Source organism: Curtobacterium sp. MCBD17_030, assembly GCF_003224255.1.
Lineage (GTDB): Bacteria > Actinomycetota > Actinomycetes > Actinomycetales > Microbacteriaceae > Curtobacterium.
Map to the genome: position 1 here is coordinate 210455 of NZ_QKLI01000002.1, position 23668 is coordinate 234122.

24 protein-coding genes are annotated in these 23668 nt (G+C 70.0%); 14 read left to right on the plus strand and 10 right to left on the minus strand.

Annotated features, from left to right (window positions below; translation table 11 throughout):
* Positions 1 to 3: 3 nt before the first annotated feature.
* From trpS to DEI89_RS03770, 4 genes are all read right to left on the minus strand, one after another.
* Positions 4 to 1011: a tryptophan--tRNA ligase gene (trpS, locus tag DEI89_RS03755; RefSeq protein ID WP_110902692.1), complete on the minus strand. Its 1008-nt coding sequence runs from the start codon at positions 1009 to 1011 to the stop codon at positions 4 to 6.
* A 34-nt stretch (positions 1012 to 1045) separates the two neighbouring features.
* Positions 1046 to 1888: an exodeoxyribonuclease III gene (locus tag DEI89_RS03760; protein ID WP_110902693.1), complete on the minus strand. Its 843-nt coding sequence runs from the start codon at positions 1886 to 1888 to the stop codon at positions 1046 to 1048.
* Between the two features lie 144 nt (positions 1889 to 2032).
* Complete coding sequence (locus DEI89_RS03765; protein ID WP_110902694.1) at positions 2033 to 2305, minus strand: HPr family phosphocarrier protein; 273 nt, start codon at positions 2303 to 2305, stop codon at positions 2033 to 2035.
* A 107-nt stretch (positions 2306 to 2412) separates the two neighbouring features.
* Positions 2413 to 3183 (minus strand): DeoR/GlpR family DNA-binding transcription regulator, encoded by a 771-nt coding sequence (locus tag DEI89_RS03770; RefSeq protein ID WP_110902695.1) that lies wholly within the window; start codon positions 3181 to 3183, stop codon positions 2413 to 2415.
* A 294-nt stretch (positions 3184 to 3477) separates the two neighbouring features.
* Here DEI89_RS03770 and ptsP point away from each other — a divergent pair, with 294 nt between their 5' ends.
* From ptsP to DEI89_RS03805, 7 genes are all read left to right on the plus strand, one after another.
* Positions 3478 to 5133, plus strand: a complete 1656-nt coding sequence (gene ptsP, locus DEI89_RS03775) for a phosphoenolpyruvate--protein phosphotransferase (RefSeq protein ID WP_110902696.1) — start codon at positions 3478 to 3480, stop codon at positions 5131 to 5133.
* Between the two features lie 74 nt (positions 5134 to 5207).
* Positions 5208 to 6767, plus strand: a complete 1560-nt coding sequence (locus tag DEI89_RS03780; protein WP_181421476.1) for a PTS mannitol transporter subunit IICB — start codon at positions 5208 to 5210, stop codon at positions 6765 to 6767.
* Between the two features lie 74 nt (positions 6768 to 6841).
* Positions 6842 to 7279 carry a PTS sugar transporter subunit IIA gene (locus tag DEI89_RS03785; RefSeq protein WP_110902698.1) on the plus strand — a complete coding sequence of 146 codons (438 nt, stop codon included), beginning with the start codon at positions 6842 to 6844 and terminating at the stop codon, positions 7277 to 7279.
* A complete protein-coding gene (locus DEI89_RS03790; protein ID WP_110902699.1) occupies positions 7276 to 8427 on the plus strand; it encodes a mannitol-1-phosphate 5-dehydrogenase in 1152 nt (383 codons plus the stop codon). The genes DEI89_RS03785 and DEI89_RS03790 overlap by 4 nt, the downstream gene beginning before the upstream one ends.
* Positions 8428 to 8549: 122 nt before the next feature.
* Entirely contained in the window at positions 8550 to 9482 is a 933-nt protein-coding gene (locus DEI89_RS03795) for an NADP-dependent oxidoreductase (RefSeq protein ID WP_110902769.1), read from the plus strand.
* A 224-nt stretch (positions 9483 to 9706) separates the two neighbouring features.
* On the plus strand, positions 9707 to 10456 hold the full coding sequence (locus DEI89_RS18020; protein ID WP_258368708.1) for a DUF805 domain-containing protein: 750 nt from the start codon (positions 9707 to 9709) through the stop codon (positions 10454 to 10456).
* Positions 10457 to 10606: 150 nt separating this feature from the next.
* On the plus strand, positions 10607 to 11269 hold the full coding sequence (locus DEI89_RS03805) for a DUF805 domain-containing protein (protein WP_258368709.1): 663 nt from the start codon (positions 10607 to 10609) through the stop codon (positions 11267 to 11269).
* Positions 11270 to 11346: 77 nt separating this feature from the next.
* On the opposite strand, the gene DEI89_RS03810 is transcribed toward DEI89_RS03805, so the two are convergent.
* From DEI89_RS03810 to DEI89_RS03835, 6 genes are all read right to left on the minus strand, one after another.
* Entirely contained in the window at positions 11347 to 11988 is a 642-nt protein-coding gene (locus DEI89_RS03810; protein ID WP_110902700.1) for a TNT domain-containing protein, read from the minus strand.
* Positions 11989 to 12039: 51 nt separating this feature from the next.
* Positions 12040 to 12813 carry a succinate dehydrogenase iron-sulfur subunit gene (locus DEI89_RS03815; protein ID WP_110902701.1) on the minus strand — a complete coding sequence of 258 codons (774 nt, stop codon included), beginning with the start codon at positions 12811 to 12813 and terminating at the stop codon, positions 12040 to 12042.
* Between the two features lies 1 nt (position 12814).
* Complete coding sequence (gene sdhA / locus DEI89_RS03820) at positions 12815 to 14608, minus strand: succinate dehydrogenase flavoprotein subunit (RefSeq protein ID WP_110902702.1); 1794 nt, start codon at positions 14606 to 14608, stop codon at positions 12815 to 12817.
* A gap of 58 nt (positions 14609 to 14666) precedes the next feature.
* Entirely contained in the window at positions 14667 to 15113 is a 447-nt protein-coding gene (gene sdhD / locus DEI89_RS03825; RefSeq protein ID WP_110902703.1) for a succinate dehydrogenase, hydrophobic membrane anchor protein, read from the minus strand.
* A gap of 13 nt (positions 15114 to 15126) precedes the next feature.
* The gene (gene sdhC, locus DEI89_RS03830) at positions 15127 to 15588 is read right to left on the minus strand and encodes a succinate dehydrogenase, cytochrome b556 subunit (RefSeq protein WP_110902704.1); all 462 of its coding nucleotides are present in this window, start codon (positions 15586 to 15588) and stop codon (positions 15127 to 15129) included.
* Positions 15589 to 15663: 75 nt separating this feature from the next.
* Complete coding sequence (locus tag DEI89_RS03835; RefSeq protein WP_258366262.1) at positions 15664 to 16905, minus strand: glycosyltransferase family 1 protein; 1242 nt, start codon at positions 16903 to 16905, stop codon at positions 15664 to 15666.
* A gap of 160 nt (positions 16906 to 17065) precedes the next feature.
* On the opposite strand from DEI89_RS03835, the gene DEI89_RS03840 reads away from it, so the two are divergent.
* The 7 genes from DEI89_RS03840 (at position 17066) to DEI89_RS03870 (ending at position 23624) form a co-directional block, all read left to right on the plus strand.
* The gene (locus DEI89_RS03840; protein ID WP_110902706.1) at positions 17066 to 18181 is read left to right on the plus strand and encodes a mannose-1-phosphate guanylyltransferase; all 1116 of its coding nucleotides are present in this window, start codon (positions 17066 to 17068) and stop codon (positions 18179 to 18181) included.
* 104 nt (positions 18182 to 18285) lie between these two features.
* Positions 18286 to 20259, plus strand: a complete 1974-nt coding sequence (locus tag DEI89_RS03845; RefSeq protein ID WP_110902707.1) for an alpha/beta hydrolase — start codon at positions 18286 to 18288, stop codon at positions 20257 to 20259.
* Positions 20260 to 20384: 125 nt separating this feature from the next.
* Positions 20385 to 20762, plus strand: coding sequence for a hypothetical protein (locus DEI89_RS03850; protein WP_110902708.1), 378 nt, complete (start codon positions 20385 to 20387; stop codon positions 20760 to 20762).
* A 53-nt stretch (positions 20763 to 20815) separates the two neighbouring features.
* Positions 20816 to 21289 (plus strand): hypothetical protein, encoded by a 474-nt coding sequence (locus tag DEI89_RS03855; RefSeq protein ID WP_181421477.1) that lies wholly within the window; start codon positions 20816 to 20818, stop codon positions 21287 to 21289.
* A gap of 1 nt (position 21290) precedes the next feature.
* Positions 21291 to 21773 (plus strand): hypothetical protein, encoded by a 483-nt coding sequence (locus DEI89_RS03860; RefSeq protein WP_110902710.1) that lies wholly within the window; start codon positions 21291 to 21293, stop codon positions 21771 to 21773.
* A 38-nt stretch (positions 21774 to 21811) separates the two neighbouring features.
* Positions 21812 to 22279, plus strand: a complete 468-nt coding sequence (locus tag DEI89_RS03865) for a hypothetical protein (RefSeq protein ID WP_110902711.1) — start codon at positions 21812 to 21814, stop codon at positions 22277 to 22279.
* Positions 22280 to 22550: 271 nt separating this feature from the next.
* On the plus strand, positions 22551 to 23624 hold the full coding sequence (locus DEI89_RS03870) for a BMP family protein (protein ID WP_110902712.1): 1074 nt from the start codon (positions 22551 to 22553) through the stop codon (positions 23622 to 23624).
* Positions 23625 to 23668: the final 44 nt, after the last annotated feature.

Below are 23668 nucleotides of genomic sequence, written 5' to 3' on the forward strand. Positions count from 1 at the left end.
CGGTCAGCGGGCGCGGGGCACGAAGCCGATCGCGTCGTACACGCGGGCGAGCGTGGCCTCGGCGATCGACTCGGCCCGCTCGGCGCCGACCTCGAGCAGGCGGTCCAGCTCGGCGGGGTCGTCGAGGAGTTCGAGCGTCCGGGTGCGGACCGGCTCGAGCTCGGCGACGACCGCGTCGGCCACCTCGCCCTTCAGGTCGCCGTAGCCCTTGCCGACGAACGAGACCTCGAGCTCGGCGACCGGGGTGTGGGTGAACGCGGAGAGGATCGCCAGCAGGTTCGTGACACCGGGCTTCCCGGCCCGGTCGGCGCGGATCTCCCGCTCGGTGTCGGTGACCGCCGACCGGATCTTCTTCGCGGTGCGCTTCGGCTCGTCGAGCAGCAGCACCAGGCCGCTGTCCGACGCCGCCGACTTGCTCATCTTGCTCGTGGGCTCCTGCAGGTCGTAGATCCGGGCGGTGTCGCCGAGGATCCGCGCTTCCGGCACGACGAACGTGTCACCGAAGCGGGAGTTGAAGCGGCCGGCGAGGTCCCGGGTCAGCTCGACGTGCTGGCGCTGGTCGTCGCCGACCGGCACCACCTGGGCGTCGTAGAGCAGGATGTCGGCGGCCATCAACATCGGGTAGGTGAACAGCCCGACCGAGGCGGCCTCGGCACCCTGTCGCGCCGACTTGTCCTTGAACTGGGTCATCCGGCTCGCCTCGCCGAAGCCCGTGATGGTGTTGAGCACCCAGGCGAGCTGGGCGTGTGCGGGCACGTGCGACTGGATGAAGAGCGTCGACTTCGTCGGGTCGATGCCCGCGGCGATGTACTGCGCCGCGGTCCGTCGGGTGTTCTCGCGGAGCGCCGCCGGGTCCTGCGGGGACGTGATGGCGTGCATGTCGACCACGCAGTACACGGCGTCGTGGTCGTCCTGCAGGTCGCGCCACTGCATGAGGGCGCCGATGTAGTTGCCGAGGTGGAGGGACCCGGCCGAGGGCTGGATGCCGGAGAAGATGCGGGTGCTGGTCATGCGGGAGTCCTGGTGCTCGGGAGCGAGTGGGGGATCAGAGTTCGTAGTCGACGACCACGGGGGCGTGGTCGGACCATCGCTGGTCGTACGCAGCGGCCCGGTCGACGGTGTACGAGGTCACCGTCGCGGCGAGTTCGGGCGTCGCGACCTGGTAGTCGATGCGCCAGCCGGAGTCGTTGTCGAAGGCCTGCCCGCGCCAGGACCACCACGTGTACGGCCCGTCGACGTCACCGGCCTGGGCACGGCCGACGTCGACCCAACCGAGGCCGGGTGCGGTGCTGCCGTCGGCACCCTCGACCGGTTCGCCGTCGGCGCCGAAGAACCGGCTGAAGTAGGCGCGCTCGCGCGGCAGGAAGCCGGCGCGCTTGACGTTGCCCTTCCAGTTCTTGATGTCCCGCTGGTCGTGGCCGACGTTGAGGTCACCGACGACGACGGCGAGCGGGTTGTGCTCGCGGAGCGCGGGCAGCCGCGCGGTCATGGCGTCGAGGAACTTCCACTTCTCGTCCTGCTTCGGGGTGTCGACCTCGCCCGAGTGCACGTAGGTGGAGACGACCGTGACCGTCCGTCCGCCGATCTCGTAGTCGGCCTCGAGCCAGCGGCCGGCGGAGTCGAAGTCCTCGGCCCCGAGCTCGACCCGGTGCAGATGCGCCCGGTGCCGCGAGGCGATGGCGACACCGGCGCGGCCCTTCGCCGACGCGGGGTCGTGCACGACGTCCCACTCGTCGCCGAGGAGGCCGGTCAGGTCCTCGGTCGAGGCGCGGACCTCCTGCAGGGCGAGCACGTCGACGTCGCGCTCGGCGAGCCAGTCGCCCATCCCCTTCCGGAACGCGGCACGGATGCCGTTGACGTTGACGGTCGCGAGGCGCAGGCGTGTCATGCACCAACCCTACCGGCGCGCCCGACGCCCCGGACGTGCCCACGAGGGGGGCGACCGGACGACGGACGGGAGGCCCGTCACCGGCTGGTGACGGGCCTCCCGTCGGGACGGCGACCGAGTGGTCGCGCGGACTCAGGACGCGCGTCAGGCCGCGTCGTGGTCCGTCTGCAGGAAGTCGACCAGGCTGTCCGCGGTGGTCTCGGCGTCGTCGCCGGACACGGTCAGCGCGACCTCGTCGCCGTTCTCGACCCCGAGGCCGAGGAGGCCGAGGATGCTGCCGGCGTTCGCCGACTTCTCACCCTTGGTGATGGTGACCTGGTGGCCGGACGCGGTGACGGTCTGGACGAACAGCGACGCGGGTCGTGCGTGCAGGCCGGACGCGCTGGCGACGGTGACGGTGCGGGTGGCTTCGGACATCGATGGGCTCCTGTCGATGGGTGGTGCGCTCATGGTAGCGAGCGCCTGGCGGGTGGTTCCCGGGGTTGGTGGGGCGCGGACGGGCCGGCGTGGTCGACGTCCCGTGGTCAGTCGCGCCCGGGCCAGAAGACCTCGGTGCCGGCGGCCTCGACCTCGCGAACCAGGTCCAGGTTGACGCCGGGGTCGGTGATGATCGTGTCGATCGCGGCGAGAGGGGCCACGCGGCCGAACTCCTCGCGACCGAACTTGGTGTGGTCGGCGAGCAGGATGCTCCGGCGGGCCGACTTGATCATGGCGGACTTCACGGCGGCCTCGGCCATGTTGTGCGTCGTCAGCCCGCGCTCCGGGGTGATCCCGTTGATGCTGACGAAGGCGACGTCGACGCTGACCATGCCGATGAGCTGGTGCGTCCACGTGCCGACGCCGGCGAGCGAATCGCTCCGGATGTTGCCGCCGAGCAGGTGCAGGTCGATGCCCGGTCGGTTGGCGACGGCCATCGCCACCGGCAGCGAGTGCGTGACGACGGTGAGACCGCGGTCGGTGGGCAGCATCTCGGCCAGGCAGATCGTGGACGTGCCGGCGTCGATCATCACGGAGCCGTTCTCCGGCAGCTCGGCGAGTGCCGCCTCGGCGATCACCATCTTCTCGGTCTGGTTGATGCCACCGCGGTCGCCGACGCCCGGGTGCAGGGTGATCCGCTCGACGGGGATCGCACCGCCGTGGGCGCGACGGACGAGCCCGCGGCGCTCGAGGCTCGTCAGGTCGCGGCGGATGGTCTCCGGTGTGACGGCGAGCAGTTCGGCGAGGTCCTTGACGTCGACCCGGCCGTGGGCGCGCGCCTGTTCGACGATGCGCTGGTGGCGTTCTGGTGCGTACATCGGGCCTCATCTGGTCGAGCGGGTCGCTCGGGTCGGTCAGCGTGTCCGGTCGGGGACGGTCATGTGGAGCGGAACGGACATGCTCGGGCACGATCCGACCGGGAGGCCCGGGGCGCTCCTGGACGGCAAACGCAAACGGGCATCTGTTTCTGCATTTTTATCCCCGGATGTGTTTGTTTGTCAACGCGACGCGATGTATGGTGCTGCAGAGCCGTCCGGTCGCGCCACGCACCGGACGCAGCACCGCCCCCGAACCACCCACCGCAGCTGCGCGTGAGATGAAGGAGTCTCCCCATGTCCGATCTGCTCGGAACCGGCGTCGGCCGCGGCGTTGCCCACGGCCCGGTGCTCCGGATGGCGGATCCTCTGGGAACCCCTTCGACCGCCCCCCTCGAGGGTTCGGCCGACGACGCCAAGCAGGCCGTGCACACGGCGCTCGCCGCGGTGGCGGAGGACCTCAACAAGCGTGGACAGCTCGCCGGCGGCGACGCCCAGGCCGTGCTCGAGGCCCAGGCGCTGATGGCCCAGGACCCGACCCTCCTCGACGACGTGCACATCCGGATCGACGGCGGCACCAACGCCGAGCGCGCAGTGCACGAGGCGTTCGCGCAGTTCCGTGACCTGCTCGTCGGCATGGGGGGCTACATGGGGGAGCGCGCGGCTGACCTCGACGACGTCGCCCAGCGCATCGTCGCGAAGCTCCGCGGTGTCCCCGCGCCGGGCGTGCCCGAGTCGGAGACCCCCTTCGTGCTCGTCGCCCGCGACCTCGCCCCGGCGGACACCGCCCTGCTCGACCTCGACAAGGTCCTGGCCCTCGTCACCCGTGACGGCGGCCCGACCTCGCACACCGCGATCCTCGCCCGGGCCAAGGGCATCACCGCGATCGTCGGCGTCACCGGTGCCGACGACCTGGTCGAGGGCCAGCACGTGGTCGTCGACGCCGGCGCCGGCACCGTGGTGACCGAGCCGTCCGACGAGCTCGTCGCCGACGTCGAGCAACGCATCGCCGAGCGCCGCGCCGCCGCTGCCGCACCCCTGACCGCCGGCGCCCTCGCCGACGGTCACGTCGTCCCGCTGCTGGCGAACCTCGGCAGCCCGGCCGACGCGCAGGCCGCCGTCGACCTCGGCGCCGAGGGTGTCGGCCTGTTCCGCACCGAGTTCCTGTTCCTCGACTCGCCCACCGCCCCGACCGTCGCCTCGCAACAGGCGTCGTACGAGCAGCTGCTCGCAGCGTTCCCCGGCAAGAAGGTCGTCGTCCGGGCGCTCGACGCCGGCGCCGACAAGCCGCTGCCCTTCCTCACCGACAAGGACGAGGAGAACCCGGCGCTCGGCCGCCGTGGGCTCCGGGCGCTCCGGAACCACCCGCAGGTGCTCCGCGACCAGCTGACCGCCCTCGCGCAGGCCGACGCCGCGACCGAGGCCGACCTCTGGGTGATGGCCCCGATGGTCGCCGACGCCGAGGAGACCGAGTACTTCGTCGACCTCGCCCGCGAGCTCGGCATCCGCACCGCCGGCGTGATGGCCGAGGTGCCCTCCCTGGCGCTGATGGCCGAGCAGGTGTTCCAGTCCGCCGACTTCGTCTCGATCGGCACGAACGACCTGACCCAGTACACGATGGCGGCCGACCGGATGCTCGGCACCGTCGCGCACTACCAGGACCCGTGGCACCCCGCCGTCCTGCGCCTCGTCGCCCAACTCGGCACGGCCGGAGCGGACGCGGGCAAGGCGGTCGGCATCTGCGGCGAGGCCGCGGCCGACCCGCTGCTCGCCGTCGTCCTCGTCGGCCTCGGCGCCACCACGCTCTCCATGACCCCCGCGGCCCTCGCCGACGTGCGCGCCGAACTCGGCAAGCACACCCTCGACGAAGCCCGCGGGATGGCCCAGGCAGCACTCGCCGCGAGCACGGCAGCGGCCGCCAAGTCCGCTGCCTCCGCAGCGCACGCCGTCTGAGCCCGCACCCCGCCCCATCCCACAGCACCACACCCGATCCCTGCAGCAGCACCACACACAGAGAGTCAACGCACATGACAACGTCGTCCGTTGCAGCGCCAGACACCCGCGACAAGTCGCGGGGTGGCGCTCGCGTCGCCGTCCAGAAGTTCGGCACGTTCCTGTCCGGCATGGTGATGCCCAACATCGCGATCTTCATCGCGTGGGGCCTCATCACCGCCTTCTTCATCGAGACCGGCTGGACGCCCGTGGGCGTCCTCGGCGGTTTCGGTGAGACGAACGGCGTGGCCAACATCGGCCTCGTCGGCCCGATCCTGACCTACCTCATCCCGCTCGCGATCGCCTTCCAGGGTGGCCGGATGGTCTACGAGACCCGCGGCGCGGTCGTCGGTTCCGTGATGGCCATGGGGGTCATCATCGGCGCCAACGGCACGATCATGATCCTCGGCGCGATGATCTGCGGTCCGCTCGGTGCGTACCTCATCAAGCAGATCGACAAGATCTGGGACGGCAAGATCAAGCCCGGCTTCGAGATGCTCGTCAACAACTACGCGGCCGGCATCCTCGGCTTCGTGCTCGCGCTGATCGGCTTCTTCTGGCTGGCCCCGCTGTTCAAGCTCATCGCCGAGGGCCTCGGCGCCGCGGTGAAGTTCCTCGTCGACAGCTCGCTGCTGCCGCTCGCCAGCGTCATCATCGAGCCGGCGAAGGTCTTCTTCCTCAACAACGCGATCAACCACGGCGTGCTCGACCAGCTCGGTGCGCAGCAGGTGCAGGAGTCCGGCAAGTCCATCCTGTTCCTCCTCGAGGCGAACCCCGGCCCCGGTCTCGGCATCCTGCTCGCCTTCACCTTCTTCGGTGTCGGCATCGCTCGCTCGACCGCTCCCGGCGCGATCCTCATCCAGTTCTTCGGTGGCATCCACGAGATCTACTTCCCGTACGTGCTGCAGAAGCCGATCCTCTTCGTCGCCGTCATCCTCGGCGGTGCGACCGGTGTCGCCACGAACGTCGCCTTCCAGTCCGGCCTCGTCGCCCCGGCGTCGCCCGGTTCGATCATCGCGGTCCTGACCGCGACGGCGAAGGACAGCTACGTCGGTGTCATCCTGTCCGTCGTCCTGTCGGCTGCCGTGTCCTTCGCGGTCGCGTCGTTCTTCCTGATCGCCAGCCGCAAGCGTGACCTGGCCTCCGGCAACGGCGGTGACATGAGCGCCGCGATGGCGAAGCTCCAGCAGAACAAGGGCCGCGACGTCAACGCCGCGACCTCGGGCCTGCTCGGCACCAACTCCCCGGCCAACGAGGAAGAGGCCGAGGCCTCCCTCGGGGGCGTCGGTTCCGCCAGCACCGCCACGGCGACGCGCGTCGAGAACGTCGTCTTCGCCTGCGACGCCGGCATGGGCTCGAGCGCCATGGGTGCGAGTGTCCTGCGGAACAAGATCAAGAAGGCTGGTATCGAGGGTGTCACGGTCGTCAACAAGGCGATCGCGAACCTCTCGGGTGACGAGGACCTCATCATCACCCAGGAGGAGCTCACGGACCGCGCGAAGCAGAAGAACCCGAACGCACAGCACGTGTCGGTCGGCAACTTCATGAACGCGCCGCAGTACGACCAGGTCGTCGACCAGCTCAAGAACCAGTAAGACAAGAGCACGATGGGGGAGGGGACGGGCGACCGTCCCCTCTTCCGCCGTCCACCACGAACAAGGAGAACCGTATGCCCGTCCTGCAGGAGAGCCAGATCCGCATCCACACCGAGGACGCTGCGCCGACCAAGTCGGAGGCGATGAAGGAGGCGGCTGCGATCCTCCAGGAGGTCGGCGCGGTCACCGCGGACTACTACCCCGCCATGCTCGAGCGCGAGAAGAGCGTCTCGACGTACATGGGCAACTACCTGGCGATCCCGCACGGCACGAACGACGCGAAGGACGCCATCAAGGCCTCTGCGCTGTCGTTCGTCCGCTACGCCACCCCGATCGACTGGGACGGCAACGACGTCCGCTTCGTCGTCGGCATCGCGGGCGTGAACAACGAGCACCTCGACATCCTCAGCAAGATCGCGATCGTGTTCTCGGACGAGGACCAGGTGCAGGCACTGACCGAGGCCCCCGACGCGGCCGCCGTCCTCGCGATCCTCGGTGAGGTCAACGAGTGAGCACCGCCGTCCACTTCGGTGCGGGCAACATCGGCCGCGGTTTCGTCGGTCTGCTGCTCCACCAGGCCGGGTACGAAGTCGTCTTCGCCGACGTCGCCGCTCCGCTGATCGACGCCCTGGCCGCTGCCGACTCGTACACCGTGCACGAGGTCGGCGCGGGCGCCCAGGACCACGTCGTCACCGGGTTCCGCGCCGTGAACAGCGCACAGGACGAGGCCGGTGTCGTCGCCGAGATCGCGACCGCCGACATCGTCACCTGCGCCGTCGGCCCGACGGTCCTGAAGTTCATCGCCCCCGTCATCGCGAGGGGGCTGCAGCAGCGCTCCGTCGACGCCGCGCCGCTCGCCGTGATGGCATGCGAGAACGCGATCAACGCCACCGACCGTCTCCGCGAGTTCATCGTCGACGCGCTGCCGGAGGACGAGCGGGCGGAGGCCCTGGCGAAGGCCGTCTTCGCGAACACCGCCGTGGACCGCATCGTCCCGGCACAGGCTCCGGGCGGCGGGCTCGACGTCACCGTCGAGACCTACTTCGAATGGGCCATCGACCGCACGCCCTTCCACGGTGCCGAGCCGGAGCTGCCGGGCGCGCACTACGTCGACGGCCTCGCCGCGTCGATCGAGCGCAAGCTCTTCACGGTGAACACCGGGCACGCCACCGTCGCCTACCACGGGTTCCTCGCCGGTGCGGACCGGATCTCCGACGCCGTCGCGATGCCCGCGGTCCGTTCGGCGCTCGAGGCCGTGCTCGCCGAGACGAGCGACCTGCTCGTCCGTCGACACGAGCTCGACCCCGAGGTGCACCGGGCCTACGTGGAGGCCATCATCGGCCGCTTCGAGAACCCGCACCTGCCGGACACGGTCACCCGCGTCGGTCGCCAGCCGCTGCGGAAGCTCTCCCGCGACGAGCGGTTCGTGTCGCCGGCCGCCGCCCTCGCCGAGAACGGCACCGAGCCGACCGCGCTCCTCGACGCGATGGGTGCCGCACTCCGGTTCGACGTCGCGGACGACGAGCAGAGCGTCGAGTTGCAGGCGCTGCTGCACTCGGACCGATCGGACGCCGACATCGCCTCCGAGATCACCGGCCTCGGTGGCGAGCACCCGCTGCACGCCTCGTTCACGGGCCGGGTCGGCGCCGCCCGCGCCTGACGGGCGTCATCTGACCCGACGGGAGGCCCGGTACCAGCTGGTACCGGGCCTCCCGTCGCGTCTCGGTGCGGGTCCACCGCACGCTCGACGACGCCGTCACGTCCGCGAGTACCGTCGCGGACATGACGAAGCAGTGGGTGGCACCGCGTCCGGGCGGCAGTGACGTGTTCGAACTGGTCGACGTCGAGGTGCCGGCCCCGGGCCCCGGCGAGGTGACCGTCCGCGTCCGGGCCGCCGGGATGAACCCCGCCGACGCGAAGCACACGCAGCGGGGCGACCCGTCCGACTTCCCCGTGCCGATCGGTTACGAGGTCGCAGGCGTCGTCAGCGCCGTCGGACCCGACACGACGATCGCGTCCGGCCCGGTCACCGTCGGGGACGAGGTCCTGGCATTTCGGGTCCGCGGTGGCTGGACCGAGGAGCTCACGCTGCCCGCAGCGGACGTGTTCGCCAAGCCGCCGTCGCTCGGGTTCCCGGAGGCCGCGAACCTGCTGCTCGCGGGCACGACGGCGGCGGACCTCATCCGCGTCACGGGCGTGCGGCCGGGCGACACGGTGCTCGTGCACGGCGCCTCCGGGGCGGTCGGGGTCAGCCTGCTCCAGCAGCTCCGTGCGGTCGGCGCGCGTGCGATCGGCACCGCCTCCGAGGCGAACGCCGACACCGTCCGCGGACACGGCGGTACGTGGGTCGCGTACGGGGACGGACTGGAGGCCCGCGTCCGCGAACTCGCCGCCTCCGGTGTCGACGTGGCCCTGGACTGCGTCGGGTCGGACGAAGCCGTCGACGTCTCGTTGTCCCTGGTGGCGGACCGGAGTCGCATCGCGACCATCGCCGCCTTCGGGCGCGCGGAGGCGGCCGGCATCACCGCGATCGGCGGAGCGCAGCCCGACAGCGCCGCGTTCCGGGACTCGGTGCGGGCGCGCCTCATCGACCTGGCCGGGCGCGGCGAGCTCGTCGTGCCGGTCGCCCGGACCTACCCACTCACCGAGGCACGGGCAGCCCTCGAGCTGCTCGAGTCGGGGCACCCGGGCGGGAAGCTGGCGCTGCTGCCCTGACCCCTGGCCCTGAGCGGTGTCGACGCGGGCAGGTGCTGTGCGGGTGTCGTGGACGTGTGCCGTCGCGGCGCTGCTGTCCTGACGGAGCCGGGGCTGGCACACTGGGTCCAGCGCGCGGGGTCAGTGTGCGGGGGAGCAGGACGGCGGGACACGGGTCCCGGCGGTCGGCACCACCGTCCGGATCGCCGCGGGTACACCGACCCCGCACCCCGGAAGGAACCGCCGTGAGCGACCAGTACCCTCAGGACCCGTACGTCAAGCGTCCGGGTGACGAGCCCGACCCGTCGCAGGGGTCGCCGTACGGGCAGCAGCCGCCTGCGCAGTCGCCGTACGGGCAGCAGCCCTCCGGGTCTCCCTACGGGCAGCAGCCGACGCACCAGCCGCCGTACGGCCAGCAGCCCTCCGGGCAGCCGACGCAGCAGCCGCCGTACGGCCAGCAGGCCCCGTACGCGCAGCCCGGGCAGTACGGGCAGCAGTCGCCGTACGGGCAGCCCGGGCAGCCGGGTCAGTCTGGCCAGTACGGTCAGCAGCCGGGGCAGTTCGCCCAGCCGCAGTCGTACGGGCAGCAGCCGGTGGCGCAGGGCGAACCTCCGCTCTGGGCGCCCTGGTACGGCATCCCGTTCCCGAAGGCGTTCACGCGCTTCTGGAAGAAGTACGTGCGCTTCGACGGTCGTGCCAGCCGCAGCGAGTTCTGGTTCTGGGCGCTCTGGTGGGCAATCGGCAACATCGTCACAAACCTGATCGACACCGTCATCGGCGGCAGCGACTCGAACGTGGTCGGCGGACTCTGGGCGCTCGCGACCCTCGTCGGGTTCATCGCGCTCACCGTGCGCCGCCTGCACGACGTGAACTTCTCGGGCCTGCTGGCGCTGCTGTTCATCATCCCGCCGATCGGTGTGCTCTTCGCCATCGTGATCGGCTGCATCCCGTCCGTCCGTGAGGGTGCCCGCTTCGACCAGCCGAACCGCGGCTGATCGACGTCTCACGGCGGCCCTGCCACGTGGTCGGGCCGCCGTCGTGACCCGTGGGGCTGCCCCTCGGTCGGGGGTCGTCACGTTCCCCCCGGTGTGGACCGTTCCTGGTTGACTCAGAGCCGAGCACCACTCGACACCAGGGGAGACACCGTGAGCGACAACCCGCAGCAGCCGTACGGCAAGCCGGACGACCAGCAGCCGTACGGGCAGCAGGACCCCTACGGACAGCAGCAGCAGGGACAGCAGTACGGCCAGCAGGGCCAGCAGCAGTACGGGCAGCAGCAGTACGGCCAGCAGGGACAGCAGTACGGCCAGCAGCCGCAGGGCTACGGTCAGGCCGTCCAGACCGGGCCGAACGGTGAGCCGCCGCTGTGGGCGCCGTGGTACGGCATCTCGTTCCCGAACGCGGTCAAGCGGTTCTTCAAGAAGTACGTCCGGTTCGACGGCCGCGCCAGTCGGAGCGAGTTCTGGTGGTGGTCCCTCGCCAGCTTCATCGTGGTGGCCGTGCTGTACGCGCTGCTCGGCATCGGTGGCGCCATGTCGGACTTGCGGACTGACCCGACCACGGGAACGACCACCGGATCGTTCAGCGCGCTGTACTGGATCGCTACCGTGCTCCTGGTCGTCTTCGGCCTCGCGGTGGTCATCCCGAACCTCGCCATCACCTGGCGGCGTCTGCACGACGCGAACCTGGCCGGTCCGTTCTACTTCCTCGGGTTCATCCCGATCGTCGGCGGCATCATCGTGCTCGTGCTGACGGTCCTGCCCTCGAAGCGCGAGGGCCAGCGGTTCGACCGCCCCGAGCGCGGCTGACGCACCACACCACGACGAAGCCCTCCTGCCCCGGTCGGGGAGGAGGGCTTCGTCGTGGGCCGGAACGGACTGACGACTCAGACCACGCGGACGCGGGCCAGCGATCCGTCGACGACCAGGTCGCGGACGGTCGAGGTCGGGCTCGCGATCTCGAACCGGAGCGCACCGCCCGGCTGGTCGAACCACGGCCGCACGAACCGGACGGTGACGAGGAACGGTCGCTCGACGACGTACCGGTGCACCTCGGGGGAGGCGGCCGTGTGCGGCGGCAGCGATCGTGCCGGCAGCGGCGTCTCGAGCGGGTGCAGGAGGTAGCCGTCCGGTCCGCCGATGCGGTCCACGGGCACACCGGCCGGGATCTGGATCGTCAGTCCGGCGTCACCGGTCGCGGCGACCTGCTGCGCCAGCTGCGGGTAGGTCGACGCCGACCGGTCCCGCATCTGGTCGAGGTCGCTGCGACGGATGTCGCGCGCGTCCGGGAACGGCCGGTTCAGGAAGCGACGGAGCATCTCGACCGCGTCGGCCTCGTTGCCGGCCGTGGCCAGGCGACGGGCGGTGCCGTAGTCGACGACCTCGAGCGCGAAGGAGCCGGCGTCGACCGGGACGATGCGCAGTGCGCCCTCCACCGGCGGCTCGTGGAGCGTCTCGCCGGGGAGCTGCACGTACCGGACCGTGTAGCCGAGCTGATCCAGGATGGGGCGGGTGTCCGCGAACGTCATGAGCGGGAGCCTAGCGCGCCCGCCCATGACGTTCCTGTCGGCATCGGAGTGCTACGCCCGGCCGCGCATGACGGCCTGCTTGACCTCGGAGATCGCCTTCGTCACCTGGATACCGCGGGGGCAGGCGTCGGTGCAGTTGAAGGTCGTGCGGCAGCGCCAGACGCCTTCCTTGTCGTTGAGGATGTCCAGGCGCACGTCGGCCGCGTCGTCGCGGGAGTCGAAGATGAAGCGGTGCGCGTTGACGATCGCCGCGGGGCCGAAGTACTGGCCGTCGGTCCAGAACACCGGGCACGAGGACGTGCACGCGGCGCAGAGGATGCACTTGGTGGTGTCGTCGAAGCGGGCACGGTCGGCCACCGACTGGATGCGCTCCTTGCCCTTCTCCGGCGCCGACTTCGGCTGCAGGAACGGCTGCACCTCCCGGAACGACTTGAAGAAGGGCTCCATGTCGACGATGAGGTCCTTCTCGAGCGGCAGGCCCTTGATCGCCTCGACGTAGATCGGCTTCGAGATGTCGAGGTCCTTGATCAGCGTCTTGCACGCCAGGCGGTTGCGGCCGTTGATGCGCATCGCGTCGGAGCCGCACACGCCGTGGGCGCAGGAACGTCGGAAGGTCAGGGACCCGTCCTGCTCCCACTTGATCTTGTGCAGCGCGTCCAGGATGCGGTCGGTCGGCAGCATCATGACGTCGAAGTCCTGCCAGCGCGGCTCGTCGTCCACGTCCGGGTCGAACCGGCGGACGATCACCGTGACGGAGAACGATCCGGGAGGGGCGTCCTGCACGGTGTCGGTGCGGGGCGCGTCGGAGACCAGGGTGTCGGTCATCTCAGTACTTCCTCTCCATCGGCTGGTACCGGGTGATCACGACCGGCTTCCAGTCGAGCGTGATGTGGTCGTCGGCGAGGGACGAGTGCGGGTCGCCCGTCAGGTACGCCATGGTGTGCTGCATGTAGTTCTCGTCGTCGCGCTTCGGGTAGTCGTCGCGCATGTGGCCGCCGCGGGACTCCTTGCGGTTCCGTGCCGAGTACACGACGACCTCGGCCAGGTCGAGCAGGAACCCGAGCTCGACCGCTTCGAGTAGGTCGGTGTTGAACCGCTTGCCCTTGTCCTGCACCGAGACCTGCATGAAGCGGTTCCGGAGCGTGTGGATCGTCTCCGTCACGCGGGCGAGGGACTCGTCAGTGCGGAAGACCTGCGCGTTCTTGTCCATCTCCTCCTGCAGCTCCTTGCGGAGCACGGAGACCCGTTCGGTCCCGGTGGAGGCCCGGAGCTGCTCGAGCATGCCGCGCACGTTCGCCGCGGGGTCCTCGGGCAACGGCAGGAACTCGGCCGTCTGCACGTACTCGGCGGCGTTGTTGCCCGAGCGCTTGCCGAACACGTTGATGTCGAGCAGTGAGTTCGTACCGAGACGGTTCGAGCCGTGCACCGAGACGCAGGCGCACTCGCCGGCGGCGTAGAGACCCGGGACGACGGTGTCGTTGTCCGAGAGGACCTCGGCCTTGACGTTGGTCGGGATGCCGCCCATCGCGTAGTGCGCGGTCGGCATCACCGGCACCGGCTCGACGACCGGGTCGACGCCCAGGTAGGTGCGGGCGAACTCGGTGATGTCGGGCAGCTTCGTCTCGAGGACCTCGGCGCCCAGGTGGGTGCAGTCGAGCAGCACGTAGTCCTTGTTCGGCCCGGCTCCACGCCCCTCGGCGACCTCCTGCACCATGCAGCGGGCGACGATGTCACGCGGCGCGAGGTCCTTGATGGTCGGGGCGTAGCGCTCCATGAACCGTTCACCCGAGGCGTTGCGGAGGATCGCGCCCTCACCACGGGCACCCTCGGTCAGCAGGATGCCGAGGCCCGCGAGCCCGGTCGGGTGGAACTGGAAGAACTCCATGTCCTCGAGCGGCAGCCCGGTGCGCCAGACGATGCCCACGCCGTCGCCGGTCAGGGTGTGCGCGTTCGAGGTGGTCTTGAACATCTTGCCGAAGCCACCGGTCGCGAAGACCATCGCCTTGGCGTGGAACACGTGCAGCTCGCCGGTCGAGAGCTCGAACGCGACGACGCCGGCCGGCTGCTTGCGGGTGACGCCGTCGTCGCCCACCACGTCGACCATGATGAGGTCGAGCGCGTAGAACTCGTTGAAGAAGTTGACGCCGAGCTTCACGCAGTTCTGGAACAGCGTCTGCAGGATCATGTGGCCGGTGCGGTCGGCCGCGTAGCAGGCACGGCGGACCGGGGCCTTGCCGTGGTCTCGGGTGTGGCCACCGAACCGTCGCTGGTCGATCTTGCCCTCGGGCGTCCGGTTGAACGGCAGGCCCATGTTCTCGAGGTCGATGACCGCGTCGATGGCCTCCTTCGCCAGGATCTCGGCGGCGTCCTGGTCGACCAGGTAGTCGCCGCCCTTGATGGTGTCGAAGGTGTGCCACTCCCACGAGTCCTCTTCGACGTTCGCGAGGGCGGCCGCCATGCCGCCCTGCGCCGCTCCGGTGTGGGAGCGCGTCGGGTACAGCTTCGAGATGACGGCGGTGTTCGCCTTCGGACCGGCTTCGATGGCGGCCCGCATGCCGGCGCCTCCTGCGCCGATGATGACGATGTCGAACTGGTGGTGGTGCACGGTGATGTCGGTCACAGGGGTCTTTCGATCAGGAGGTGGAGCGTGCGGGGCGTCGGCGGGTGCGGTACGACGTCTACTGCGCGGGGCAGAAGGACGGCAGGTCCGCAGCGGCAGCGCCGGCGGGGCACGGGTCGAACGTCCAGCACACGAGCGTGCCGAGGACGATGAGGAGGACACACGCGACGAGCACGGCGCCGAGCAGGGTCTTGCGGACCCCGGCCTTGCCGACGTAGTCGTTGATGATCGTGCGCATGCCGTTCGAGCCGTGGATCAGCGCGAGCCAGAGCATCAGCGTGTCCCAGATCCGCCAGAACGGGCTCGCCCACTTGCCGGCGACGAAGGCGAAGTCGATCTGCTTGACGCCTTCGCCGGCGACCATGTTCACGAAGAGGTGGCCGAAGATGAGGACGACGAGCAGCACGCCCGAGGCCCGCATGTAGATCCAGCCCCACTTCTCCCAGTTGGTGGTGCGGCGGGCGGCGTCGGCGCTGCGGGGCCGTGCGACGGTCTCGGTGGTCATGACAGCCCTCGGTTCAGTTGAAGTCGGCGACGAGGTTCATGAGCTGGCGCGGCAGGAAGCCCGCGATCGCCACTGCCCAGAGCACGAGGACGACCCAGAACATGGCGCGCTGGTACTTCGGCCCCTTCGACCAGAAGTCGATGAGGATGATCCGCAGCCCGTTGAACGCGTGGAACACGATGGCGGCGACGAGGGCGATCTCGCCGAGGTTCATCAGCGGCGTCTTGTACGTGCCGATGACGGCGTTGTAGGCCTCGGGCGAGAGCCGGACCAGTGCCGTGTCGAGGATGTGCACGAGCAGGAAGAAGTAGATGGCGACGCCGGTGATCCGGTGCAGCACCCACGACCACATCCCGATCGAGCCGCGGTAGAGCGTGCCCTGCGGCGCGCGCGTCCGAGGTGCGTCGATCGACGTACCGTCGATGGTCACCTGCGGGGTGGCTGTCGCCGTCCCGCCTGCGGTCTGCTCGGCCATGAGCTCGCCTTCCCGTAGGGCCGGCGCACCGATCGGCGCGCCGTTGCCGTCGTGTTCGTGTGGAACGACACCATCCTACGTCCGGGCACCGACGTTCTCGTGCCACCCGGTGCGGGCGGTGCGGGGCACGGCCGGCGGAGCGCCGATCGTCCGCGCCGTCTCGTGGTGGGCGAGCAACTCGTCACCGACCGACTCCCACGTCGTGCCCTCGACCCGCAGTCGACCCGCGGAGCCCATCCGCTCGGCGAGTGCCCGGTCGGCGTGCAACCGCGCCACGGCCGCGCGGAGAGACAGCGCCGCTGCCGGGTCGTACAGCTCGCCGTCCAGACCCGGCGACACCAGGTCGAGCGGTCCGCCGGCGGCCGGGGCCACCACCGGCAGGCCGGCCGCGTGGGCCTCCTGCAGGGTCTGCCCGAACGTCTCGGCGGCCCCGGTGTGCACGAACACGTCGAGCATCGCGTACGCGTCCGCCAGCGCATCGCCGCGCAGCGGACCGGTGAAGGTCACGTCCAGGTGGCGCAGGCGCCGCTCGAGCAGCGCCCGGGAGGGACCCCCTCCTGCGACCACGACCCGGATGCCCGGCATGCCGCCGAGCTCCGCGAGCCGTTCGACCTCCTTCTCCGGTGCCAGCCGACCCACGTAGCCGACGACGGTCTCCCCGTTCGGGGCGATCCGCCGGCGCAGGGCCCGGACGTGGGCGGAGGAGCGACGGTCCGGGTGGAAGAGGGCCGTGTCCACACCACGACCCCAGCGGGCCACCCGTGGGACGCCCGCTTCCGCGAGCATCGCGGCCGTCGCCGAGGACGGCGCCAGCGTCAGCGACGCTCCCGCGTGGATGCGCCCGAGGACCCGGCGGACCAGCGGGGCCGCTGCGGACAGGCCGTTCCGTTGTGCGAACCCGGCCACGTCGGTCTGGAAGACGGCGACGGAGGGGATGCCGAGCCTCCCGGCCGCCGTGATCGCGCGCCCACCCAACAGGAAGGGGCTGGCGGCGTGCAGCACGTCGGCGCCAGACGCGGCGAGGATCGTGTCGAGGACCGGGTGCGGGAGCGCGACCGGGAACTGCCGGTACGCGACCGCGGGGATCCGGTGCACGTCGAAGCCCAGGTGCCGCTCCTGCTCGGAGCGCGACCGCCAGGCCGCCAGGCCGGGGGTGTCCGGGGCGATGACGACGGCCCGGTGGCCGCGACGTCGCAGGTGTTCGAGCACCGCGAGGACGCTCGTGGTGACGCCGTTGAGGGTGGGCAGGAAGCTCTCGGTCACGACGGCGACGGTCCTGGGGGACTCGTCGCCTCGCTCCACGCTGCGTGCGTTCATGGCACGGCCCATGCTCACGCCGACGCGTGGACGACCGGGGGGTGCGACGTGAACGCGGTGCGCGCGAGGGGTGAACAGACCGTGCGCCGACACCGGGGTCGTCCACGACACGTCCAGACGACGCGCAGCTGCCGCATGGGCGCGCCGGTACGGTGGGCGCGTGACGGACGCACTCGACGACTTCTACGCGATCATCCCGGCCGGCGGCATCGGATCGCGCCTGTGGCCGCTCTCGCGCGCCGACGCCCCGAAGTTCCTGCACGACCTGACCGGCTCCGGGTCGTCCCTGCTGCGGCAGACATGGGACCGGCTCGAGCCGCTCGCCGGACCCGACCGCATCATGGTCGTCACCGGCCGCGCCCACCGCGTCGCCGTCGAGTCGCAGCTCCCCGGGGTCGAGGACCACAACGTCGTGCTCGAGAGCGAGCCGAAGGACTCCACCGCCGCGATCGGTCTCGCCGCCGCGATCCTGCACCGCCGCGAGCCCGACGTCGTGATCGGCTCCTTCGCCGCCGACCACGTGATCGGCGACGCCCGCGGGTTCCGCCGGTCCGTCCGCGAGGCCGTCGCCGCCGCCCGCGCCGGGTTCATCACGACGATCGGCATCACGCCCTCCGAGCCCGCCATCGGCTTCGGCTACATCCACGCCGCCGACGAGTCGCTCGACGTCGCGGGCGCGACCACCGCACACGCCGTCCGGTCCTTCGTCGAGAAGCCCGACCTGAAGACCGCGAAGAAGTACGTCGCCGACGGGTCGTACCTCTGGAACGCGGGCATGTTCATCAGCCGCGCCGATGTGCTCCTCGCCGAGATCGGGCGCAACGAGCCCGAGCTGCTCGCCGGCATCGAGGAGCTCGCCGCCGCGTGGGACACCTCCGCGCGCGGGATCGTGGTCGACCGCATCTGGCCGACCCTGAAGAAGATCGCGATCGACTACACCGTCGCCGAGCCCGCAGCCGCCGCCGGACGCATGGCGGTCGTGCCCGGCGACTTCGACTGGGACGACGTCGGCGACTTCGCCTCGCTCGCGAAGCTGCAGTCCGGTGGGCGCAAGAACAACCTGGCCGTGCTGGGCGACAACGCTCGCATCCTGGCCGACTCGGCGAGCGGCATCGTCGTGTCGCAGAGCAACCGGCTGATCTCGCTGATCGGTGTCGAGGACATCGTCGTCGTCGACACCCCGGACGCGCTGCTCGTCACCACGAGCGCGAACGCACAGCGGGTCAAGGGCGTGGTGGACGCGCTGAAGATCAGTGGGCGGGACGACGTGCTCTGAGGGGTGGCGTGTTCTGAGGAGCACCCATCCGGAGACCAGGAGCGGCAAGCTGCGTTATCGTGGGTGGTCGCAGCGGGGGCTGCGGGGGAGCCTGGGGAGAGCAGATGGTCGACATCAAGTACGACGCGGGGGACGCGTCAGCGCTGACCCGTGCGCTGCGTACCGCGGATGGCGTGCTGCGCGGGCAAGCGGGCAAACGTTCCGGGGCGGTGTCGACAGGTCTGCAGGACTTCTCCGGGGCCTACGCGAAGCGGTTCCAGGATGCCGCCGTGATCGAGGCCGAGGACCGGGGCAAGCTCGCCGGGGTCCTCGCCGACTTCGCTGATGACATCGATGCAGTGAGTCGCCAGGCCGTGGAGGAACGTCAGCGGATCAGCGACCATGATGCGTGGAAGCAGCGAGAAGCACAACGCAACGCTTTCGTCCAGGCTTCCGGTGGCGGTGTCGCGGGGGTGGCAATGCCCCTGTGGGAGTTCGTCACGGACCACGAACCCTCGACCACGCCGATCACTCCGAAGCCGCTGACGGCGGCCTTCCACGCACGGCAGCGTCCGCACTCGGCCGGCGGCGATGGCAGCGGGAAGAGCTCGGCAGACCCGACCCACCTGCGCACCTTCGTGTCCACCACCCGCTCGGCCGACAGTGACGCCGACACCGAGCTGCAGCGGCTGCAGACCGCATGGTCGAGCTTCAAGGCATCGTGCAGCTGGGCGGTCGTGGACGGGCAGAGCGCGCTCTCCGGGTTCCGCCAGTACCTGCAGCACAACGAGTCGGACTGCACGTGGAGCGAGCACGTCGCCAGCGCCTTCGAGAAGGCAGGGGGAGCCGGAGCGCTCCCCGACATGGTGCTCGCCGTCGCCACGAACGGGCGGACGCCACCGGTGCTCGATGCGTTGTTCGCGGAGGGCCTGACCCCGGCCGAGGTCGCGAAGCGGTGGGCAGCGCTGGGGCTGTCGAAGGCCGATGCGCCGGCACTCCGCGCTCTACCGCAGTCGGTGCTCGAGAAGCTGGGCAACCTCGAGGGCGTTGCCTACTGGGCACGAGACACGGCCAACCGATCGGTGCTCGGTCTCCGCATCGACCAGCTCCAGAGCCAGCTGGCGACCGCGCAGACCGGGTCCGCCTGGTCGGGTCAGTACGGCACGCCGTTCCAGCAGCAGATCGCCTCGCTCGAGAAGGAGTTGAAGGCCTTGCTCAACATCGAGGCAACCCTGGGGAAGAAGGGCGAAGGCGCCCGGTCCCTGGTGTCCCTGACCGACGACGTCCCGCCGCTTGCAGCCGTCTCGATCGGTGACCTTGACACGGCGGACAACGTGACCTGGGCGGTGCCGGGGATGAACACCACGACGGCGGACATGTCGTCGTGGACAAACGCCGCACAGAACATCTACAACCAGCAGATCGTGGCCGCTGGCGAAGGCGAGCGTGCAGTCATCTCCTGGATCGGGTACGAGACCCCCGAAGAGACGACTGTCCTCGGCATGGACAAAGCGGAAGCCGGTGCCGAGAAGCTGGCGGCGTCCGTACACGGACTAGACGCTGTCCGGGCTGATGGCATGCCCACCACGAACATCGTCGCGCACTCGTACGGCACGACGACAGCGGGGGTCGCGCTCTCCCGGTCGGACATCCACGTCGACAGATTTGTTGCCCTGGCCTCCGCTGGTCTGCCGGATGCGGTCGATTCGGCGGACGACCTCCACGCCGGCGAGGTTTACGCCGGACAGGCACGGAACGTGCTCTTCGACGAAGGCGGAAAGGGGGACGAGTGGGCGACGGTAGGCCGGAGCTTCAGCCATGGCCATCACGTCGACCCGTCGAAGCCGGGCTTCGGTGCGACGACGTTCGGGGCGAACGGCGGTACTGCGGCTGACGGCACCACGACGAACCCGGTCTTGCACCACGATCCGTTGAACGCGGATGGTGGCGGATACCTCGACCAGAACACCGAAACGCTCTACAACGTGGGCGCGGCGACGACCGGACGGAAAGACAAATTGACGGAATTCGATCCGACTCCTCCGACCGTGCGAGACCAGTGGCTGTTGGGCGTCAGAGATCCCGACGGCGGAGAGTGATGTCGATGCGTACACGTGGTGTTCGGTTGGCCGGGATGCTTCTCCTCCTCGCGCTGTTCGGCGGATCGGCTGTCGGCTGTGCACAGAGTCCGGCCCCTGAACCGCAAGCAGAGAGGACACCCGCGGTGGATTCCGAGAGCGCGCAGCAACGAATGGTCGACGTCGTGAAGGACGCGACGGAGAGCCTCGGTGGTGACTGGAAAGTCCGGTCTGGACCGGACTACGCAGAAGCCTGCCGATTACCCGACGGGGACACCGGAGCAAAGTGGACGTACTTCCTCACCCGCGCGCAGACCGGCGACGTCTCTGCCGACGCGGCCAAGGTCGAAGCGCGTTGGAAGGACAGGGGGATGTCCATCGACCACCTGGGCACGAAGGCGGAGCCGACGGTCATCGGCCGGGGTGGCGATCACACCGATTCCATCAGCTTCTCCGTTGCACCCGGGCTCTACGTCATCCAGAGCGTTTCGCTCTGCTTCCCGGGTGATGCGGACCAACTCTGAACGAACACACCGCCGGCCGAAGGATGACTGGCAGATCAAGCCGGAGTCGGAGCGTGGTGTGCGGACCTGTGCTGGTCGCGGTCGGACTGCTCGTTACCGCTTGTGGGCAGCACCCTTCGGTCACGACCACCCCGCTCGCGACGGCGGCTGCGACGCCTGCGGCCGCGAAGCAGCAGATGGTCGATGCGGTGGATGACCTCACCGGACGGCTCGGCGGGGACTGGGACCAGGGCACGGGTCCGGACTACGCCGATGCGTGCGCCCTGCCGGACGGACAGCCGGGTGCGCAGTGGGTGGACGTCCGCACGCGTCCGTCGGTCGGGAACGTCACCGAGGACCTCCCCGTGGTCGAGGCCCACTGGAAGCGTCAGGGCATGACCATCGACCGGTGGGGTTCCACCGCTCATCCGACCCTCGTCGGCCGCGGCGGCGCGGCGACCGACTCGATCAGCCTCTCGGTCGCTGACGACCAGTACGGAGTCCAGGCGGTGTCGCTGTGCTTCCCCGGGGACGCCGATGAGCTCTGACATGATCGCCGCACGCCGATGGGCCCCGGCCCCGTGCGGTGTGCTCGTCGTCGGCACGCTCGTCGGCTGTGCAACGCCCGCTCCGACATCCACACCGACACCGGTGCTCGACGCGGACACGGCGCAGCGGCAGATGGTCGGGGTCGTCGACCGGGTGACCACCGCGTTGGGCGGCACATGGCAGCACGAGACCGGTCCCGACTACGCGGAGGACTGCCGGTTGTCGAACGGCGAGCCGGGTGCGCAGTGGCGCTTCCTCGTCACACGCGGCTCGATCGGGGACGTACCCGCGGACGTCGCCGCGGTGACGGCGCGGTGGAAGGGACAGTGTATGTCGCTGGACCGGTGGGGCACGCAGGACGAGCCCACGATCACGGGCCGTGGCGGTGGGACGACGAGGTCGATCAGTCTCTCGGTCGCCCCGGACCTGTACGGCGTCGAGGCCGTCTCGCTGTGCTTCCCCGGAGACGCTGATGCGCTCTGAGCACAGGCTCCGACGACGCCGGGGTCCTCGGCACCGGTGTGCTCGTCGTCGGCACGCTCGCCGGCTGCTCCGCGGCAGGTCCGGCCCCCGCACCGGCACCGACGTCCGAGCACGCTACCCCGGCCGTCGACCGGGACGTCGCGCAGCAGCAGATGGTCGACGCCGTCGAGGCGGTCACCGGTCGACTCGGTGGGACGTGGCAGCCGCGGACCGGCCCCGACTACCTGGAGGACTGCCGGCTCCCCGACGGCGACCAGGGTGCGAAGTGGCGGTACCTCGTCACCCGCGCGTCCAGCGGCGACGTGACCCAGGACGTCACCGCCACCGAGGACCGGTGGACGGAGCAGGGCATGACGATCGACCACTGGGGGACGGCGGACCGCCCGACCATCGTGGGTCGTGGTGGCGGGCGGACCGACTCGATCCGGCTGACGGTGTCGGAGGGGCAGTACGCGGTCCAGGCTCTCTCGCTGTGCTTCCCCGGCGACGCGGACGAGGACTTCTGAATCACCCTGCGGACCGGCGGATGTGGGGGATGCCTGCACGATCCTCCAGGCCGACGCCCGACTGTAGCGCTCCATCACGAAACCCCGCGAACTGGGGTCACGGACGAGCCATCGCGTTTCCGGCGCGTTACGACGCGGTCGCGATCGCGTAACCGATGTCGGAGGGCCTGCAGACCGGTCCTGTACCGCCCGGCCGGTCGTGTACTGTCCTCACGATCGCCCGGTGCGCAGTGACTCCGGGCCGACTCCCGATCTCCCCGGAGGAACCCCCGTGTCATCTCGTACCCGCCGCGTCGCCATGAGCGGCCTCGCGCTCGTCGGCACCGTCGCCGTGCTCGCCGGCTGCGCATCCGCACCGTCCGACTCGACCTCGTCCAAGAAGTCCGACTTCCTGCCCTGCATGGTGTCCGACGCGGGCGGCTTCGACGACAAGTCGTTCAACCAGCTCGGCTTCGAGGGCATGAAGGACGCCGCGTCCGAGCTCGGTGCCCAGTACAAGGACGCCGAGTCCAAGGACGCCACCGTCTACGACTCGAACATCCAGCAGCTCGTCAACCAGAACTGCAACCTCATCGTCACGGTCGGCTTCAACCTCGCCGCCTCGACGAAGAAGCAGGCCGCGGCGAACCCCGACACCGACTTCGCGATCATCGACGACAACTCGATCAACGCGAAGAACGTCAAGCCGATCACGTTCGACACCTCGCAGGCGGCGTTCCTCGCCGGCTACGCGGCCGCGTCGTACTCGAAGTCCGGCACCGTCGGTACCTTCGGCGGCATGCAGATCCCGACCGTCACCATCTTCATGGACGGCTTCGCGGACGGCGTCGCGTACTACAACGAGCAGAAGAAGAAGGACGTCAAGGTCGTCGGCTGGGACGTCGAGAGCCAGAAGGGCTCCTTCACCGGTGGCTTCGAGGCCGGCACCCAGGCGAAGTCGGTCGCGCAGTCGCTGCTCGACCAGGACGCCGACGTTATCCTGCCCGTCGGTGGCCCGATCTACCAGTCCGCCGCAGAGGCGATCAAGGACGCCGACAACGGCTCCGTCCTCATCGGCGCGGACAGCGACCTCTACGAGGCCGACCCCCGCTACAAGGACATCGCCTTCACCTCGATCGAGAAGGGCATGAAGCCCGCGGTCAAGGACGTCGTCGAGCAGGCCGCCAAGGGCAACTACTCGAAGACCCCGTACGTCGGCACGCTGAAGAACGACGGCGTCGGCATCGCGCCGTTCCACGACTACGAGTCCAAGGTCGACTCGGGTCTGCAGGGTGAGCTCGACGAGATCAAGGCCGGCATCATCGACGGCTCGGTCAAGGTCGACACCGAGGCATCCGTCAAGTAGTCCGACGAACGCGGGCGGGGGATCACTCCTCCGCCCGCGTTCTC

What these genes read in the sequence shown, in the direction of transcription:
- DEI89_RS03765 (WP_110902694.1), bottom strand. Translation starts at nt 2,305, where the DNA reads ATGTCCGAAGCCACCCGCACCGTCACCGTCGCCAGCGCGTCCGGCCTG.
- sdhC (WP_110902704.1), bottom strand. Translation starts at nt 15,588, where the DNA reads ATGGCCGAGCAGACCGCAGGCGGGACGGCGACAGCCACCCCGCAGGTG.
- DEI89_RS03770 (WP_110902695.1), bottom strand. Translation starts at nt 3,183, where the DNA reads ATGTACGCACCAGAACGCCACCAGCGCATCGTCGAACAGGCGCGCGCC.
- DEI89_RS03845 (WP_110902707.1), top strand. Translation starts at nt 18,286, where the DNA reads ATGGTCGACATCAAGTACGACGCGGGGGACGCGTCAGCGCTGACCCGT.
- DEI89_RS03785 (WP_110902698.1), top strand. Translation starts at nt 6,842, where the DNA reads ATGCCCGTCCTGCAGGAGAGCCAGATCCGCATCCACACCGAGGACGCT.
- DEI89_RS03815 (WP_110902701.1), bottom strand. Translation starts at nt 12,813, where the DNA reads ATGACCGACACCCTGGTCTCCGACGCGCCCCGCACCGACACCGTGCAG.
- ptsP (WP_110902696.1), top strand. Translation starts at nt 3,478, where the DNA reads ATGTCCGATCTGCTCGGAACCGGCGTCGGCCGCGGCGTTGCCCACGGC.
- DEI89_RS03795 (WP_110902769.1), top strand. Translation starts at nt 8,550, where the DNA reads ATGACGAAGCAGTGGGTGGCACCGCGTCCGGGCGGCAGTGACGTGTTC.
- DEI89_RS03780 (WP_181421476.1), top strand. Translation starts at nt 5,208, where the DNA reads ATGACAACGTCGTCCGTTGCAGCGCCAGACACCCGCGACAAGTCGCGG.
- DEI89_RS03835 (WP_258366262.1), bottom strand. Translation starts at nt 16,905, where the DNA reads ATGAACGCACGCAGCGTGGAGCGAGGCGACGAGTCCCCCAGGACCGTC.
- trpS (WP_110902692.1), bottom strand. Translation starts at nt 1,011, where the DNA reads ATGACCAGCACCCGCATCTTCTCCGGCATCCAGCCCTCGGCCGGGTCC.
- DEI89_RS03860 (WP_110902710.1), top strand. Translation starts at nt 21,291, where the DNA reads ATGATCGCCGCACGCCGATGGGCCCCGGCCCCGTGCGGTGTGCTCGTC.
- DEI89_RS03810 (WP_110902700.1), bottom strand. Translation starts at nt 11,988, where the DNA reads ATGACGTTCGCGGACACCCGCCCCATCCTGGATCAGCTCGGCTACACG.
- sdhD (WP_110902703.1), bottom strand. Translation starts at nt 15,113, where the DNA reads ATGACCACCGAGACCGTCGCACGGCCCCGCAGCGCCGACGCCGCCCGC.
- DEI89_RS03760 (WP_110902693.1), bottom strand. Translation starts at nt 1,888, where the DNA reads ATGACACGCCTGCGCCTCGCGACCGTCAACGTCAACGGCATCCGTGCC.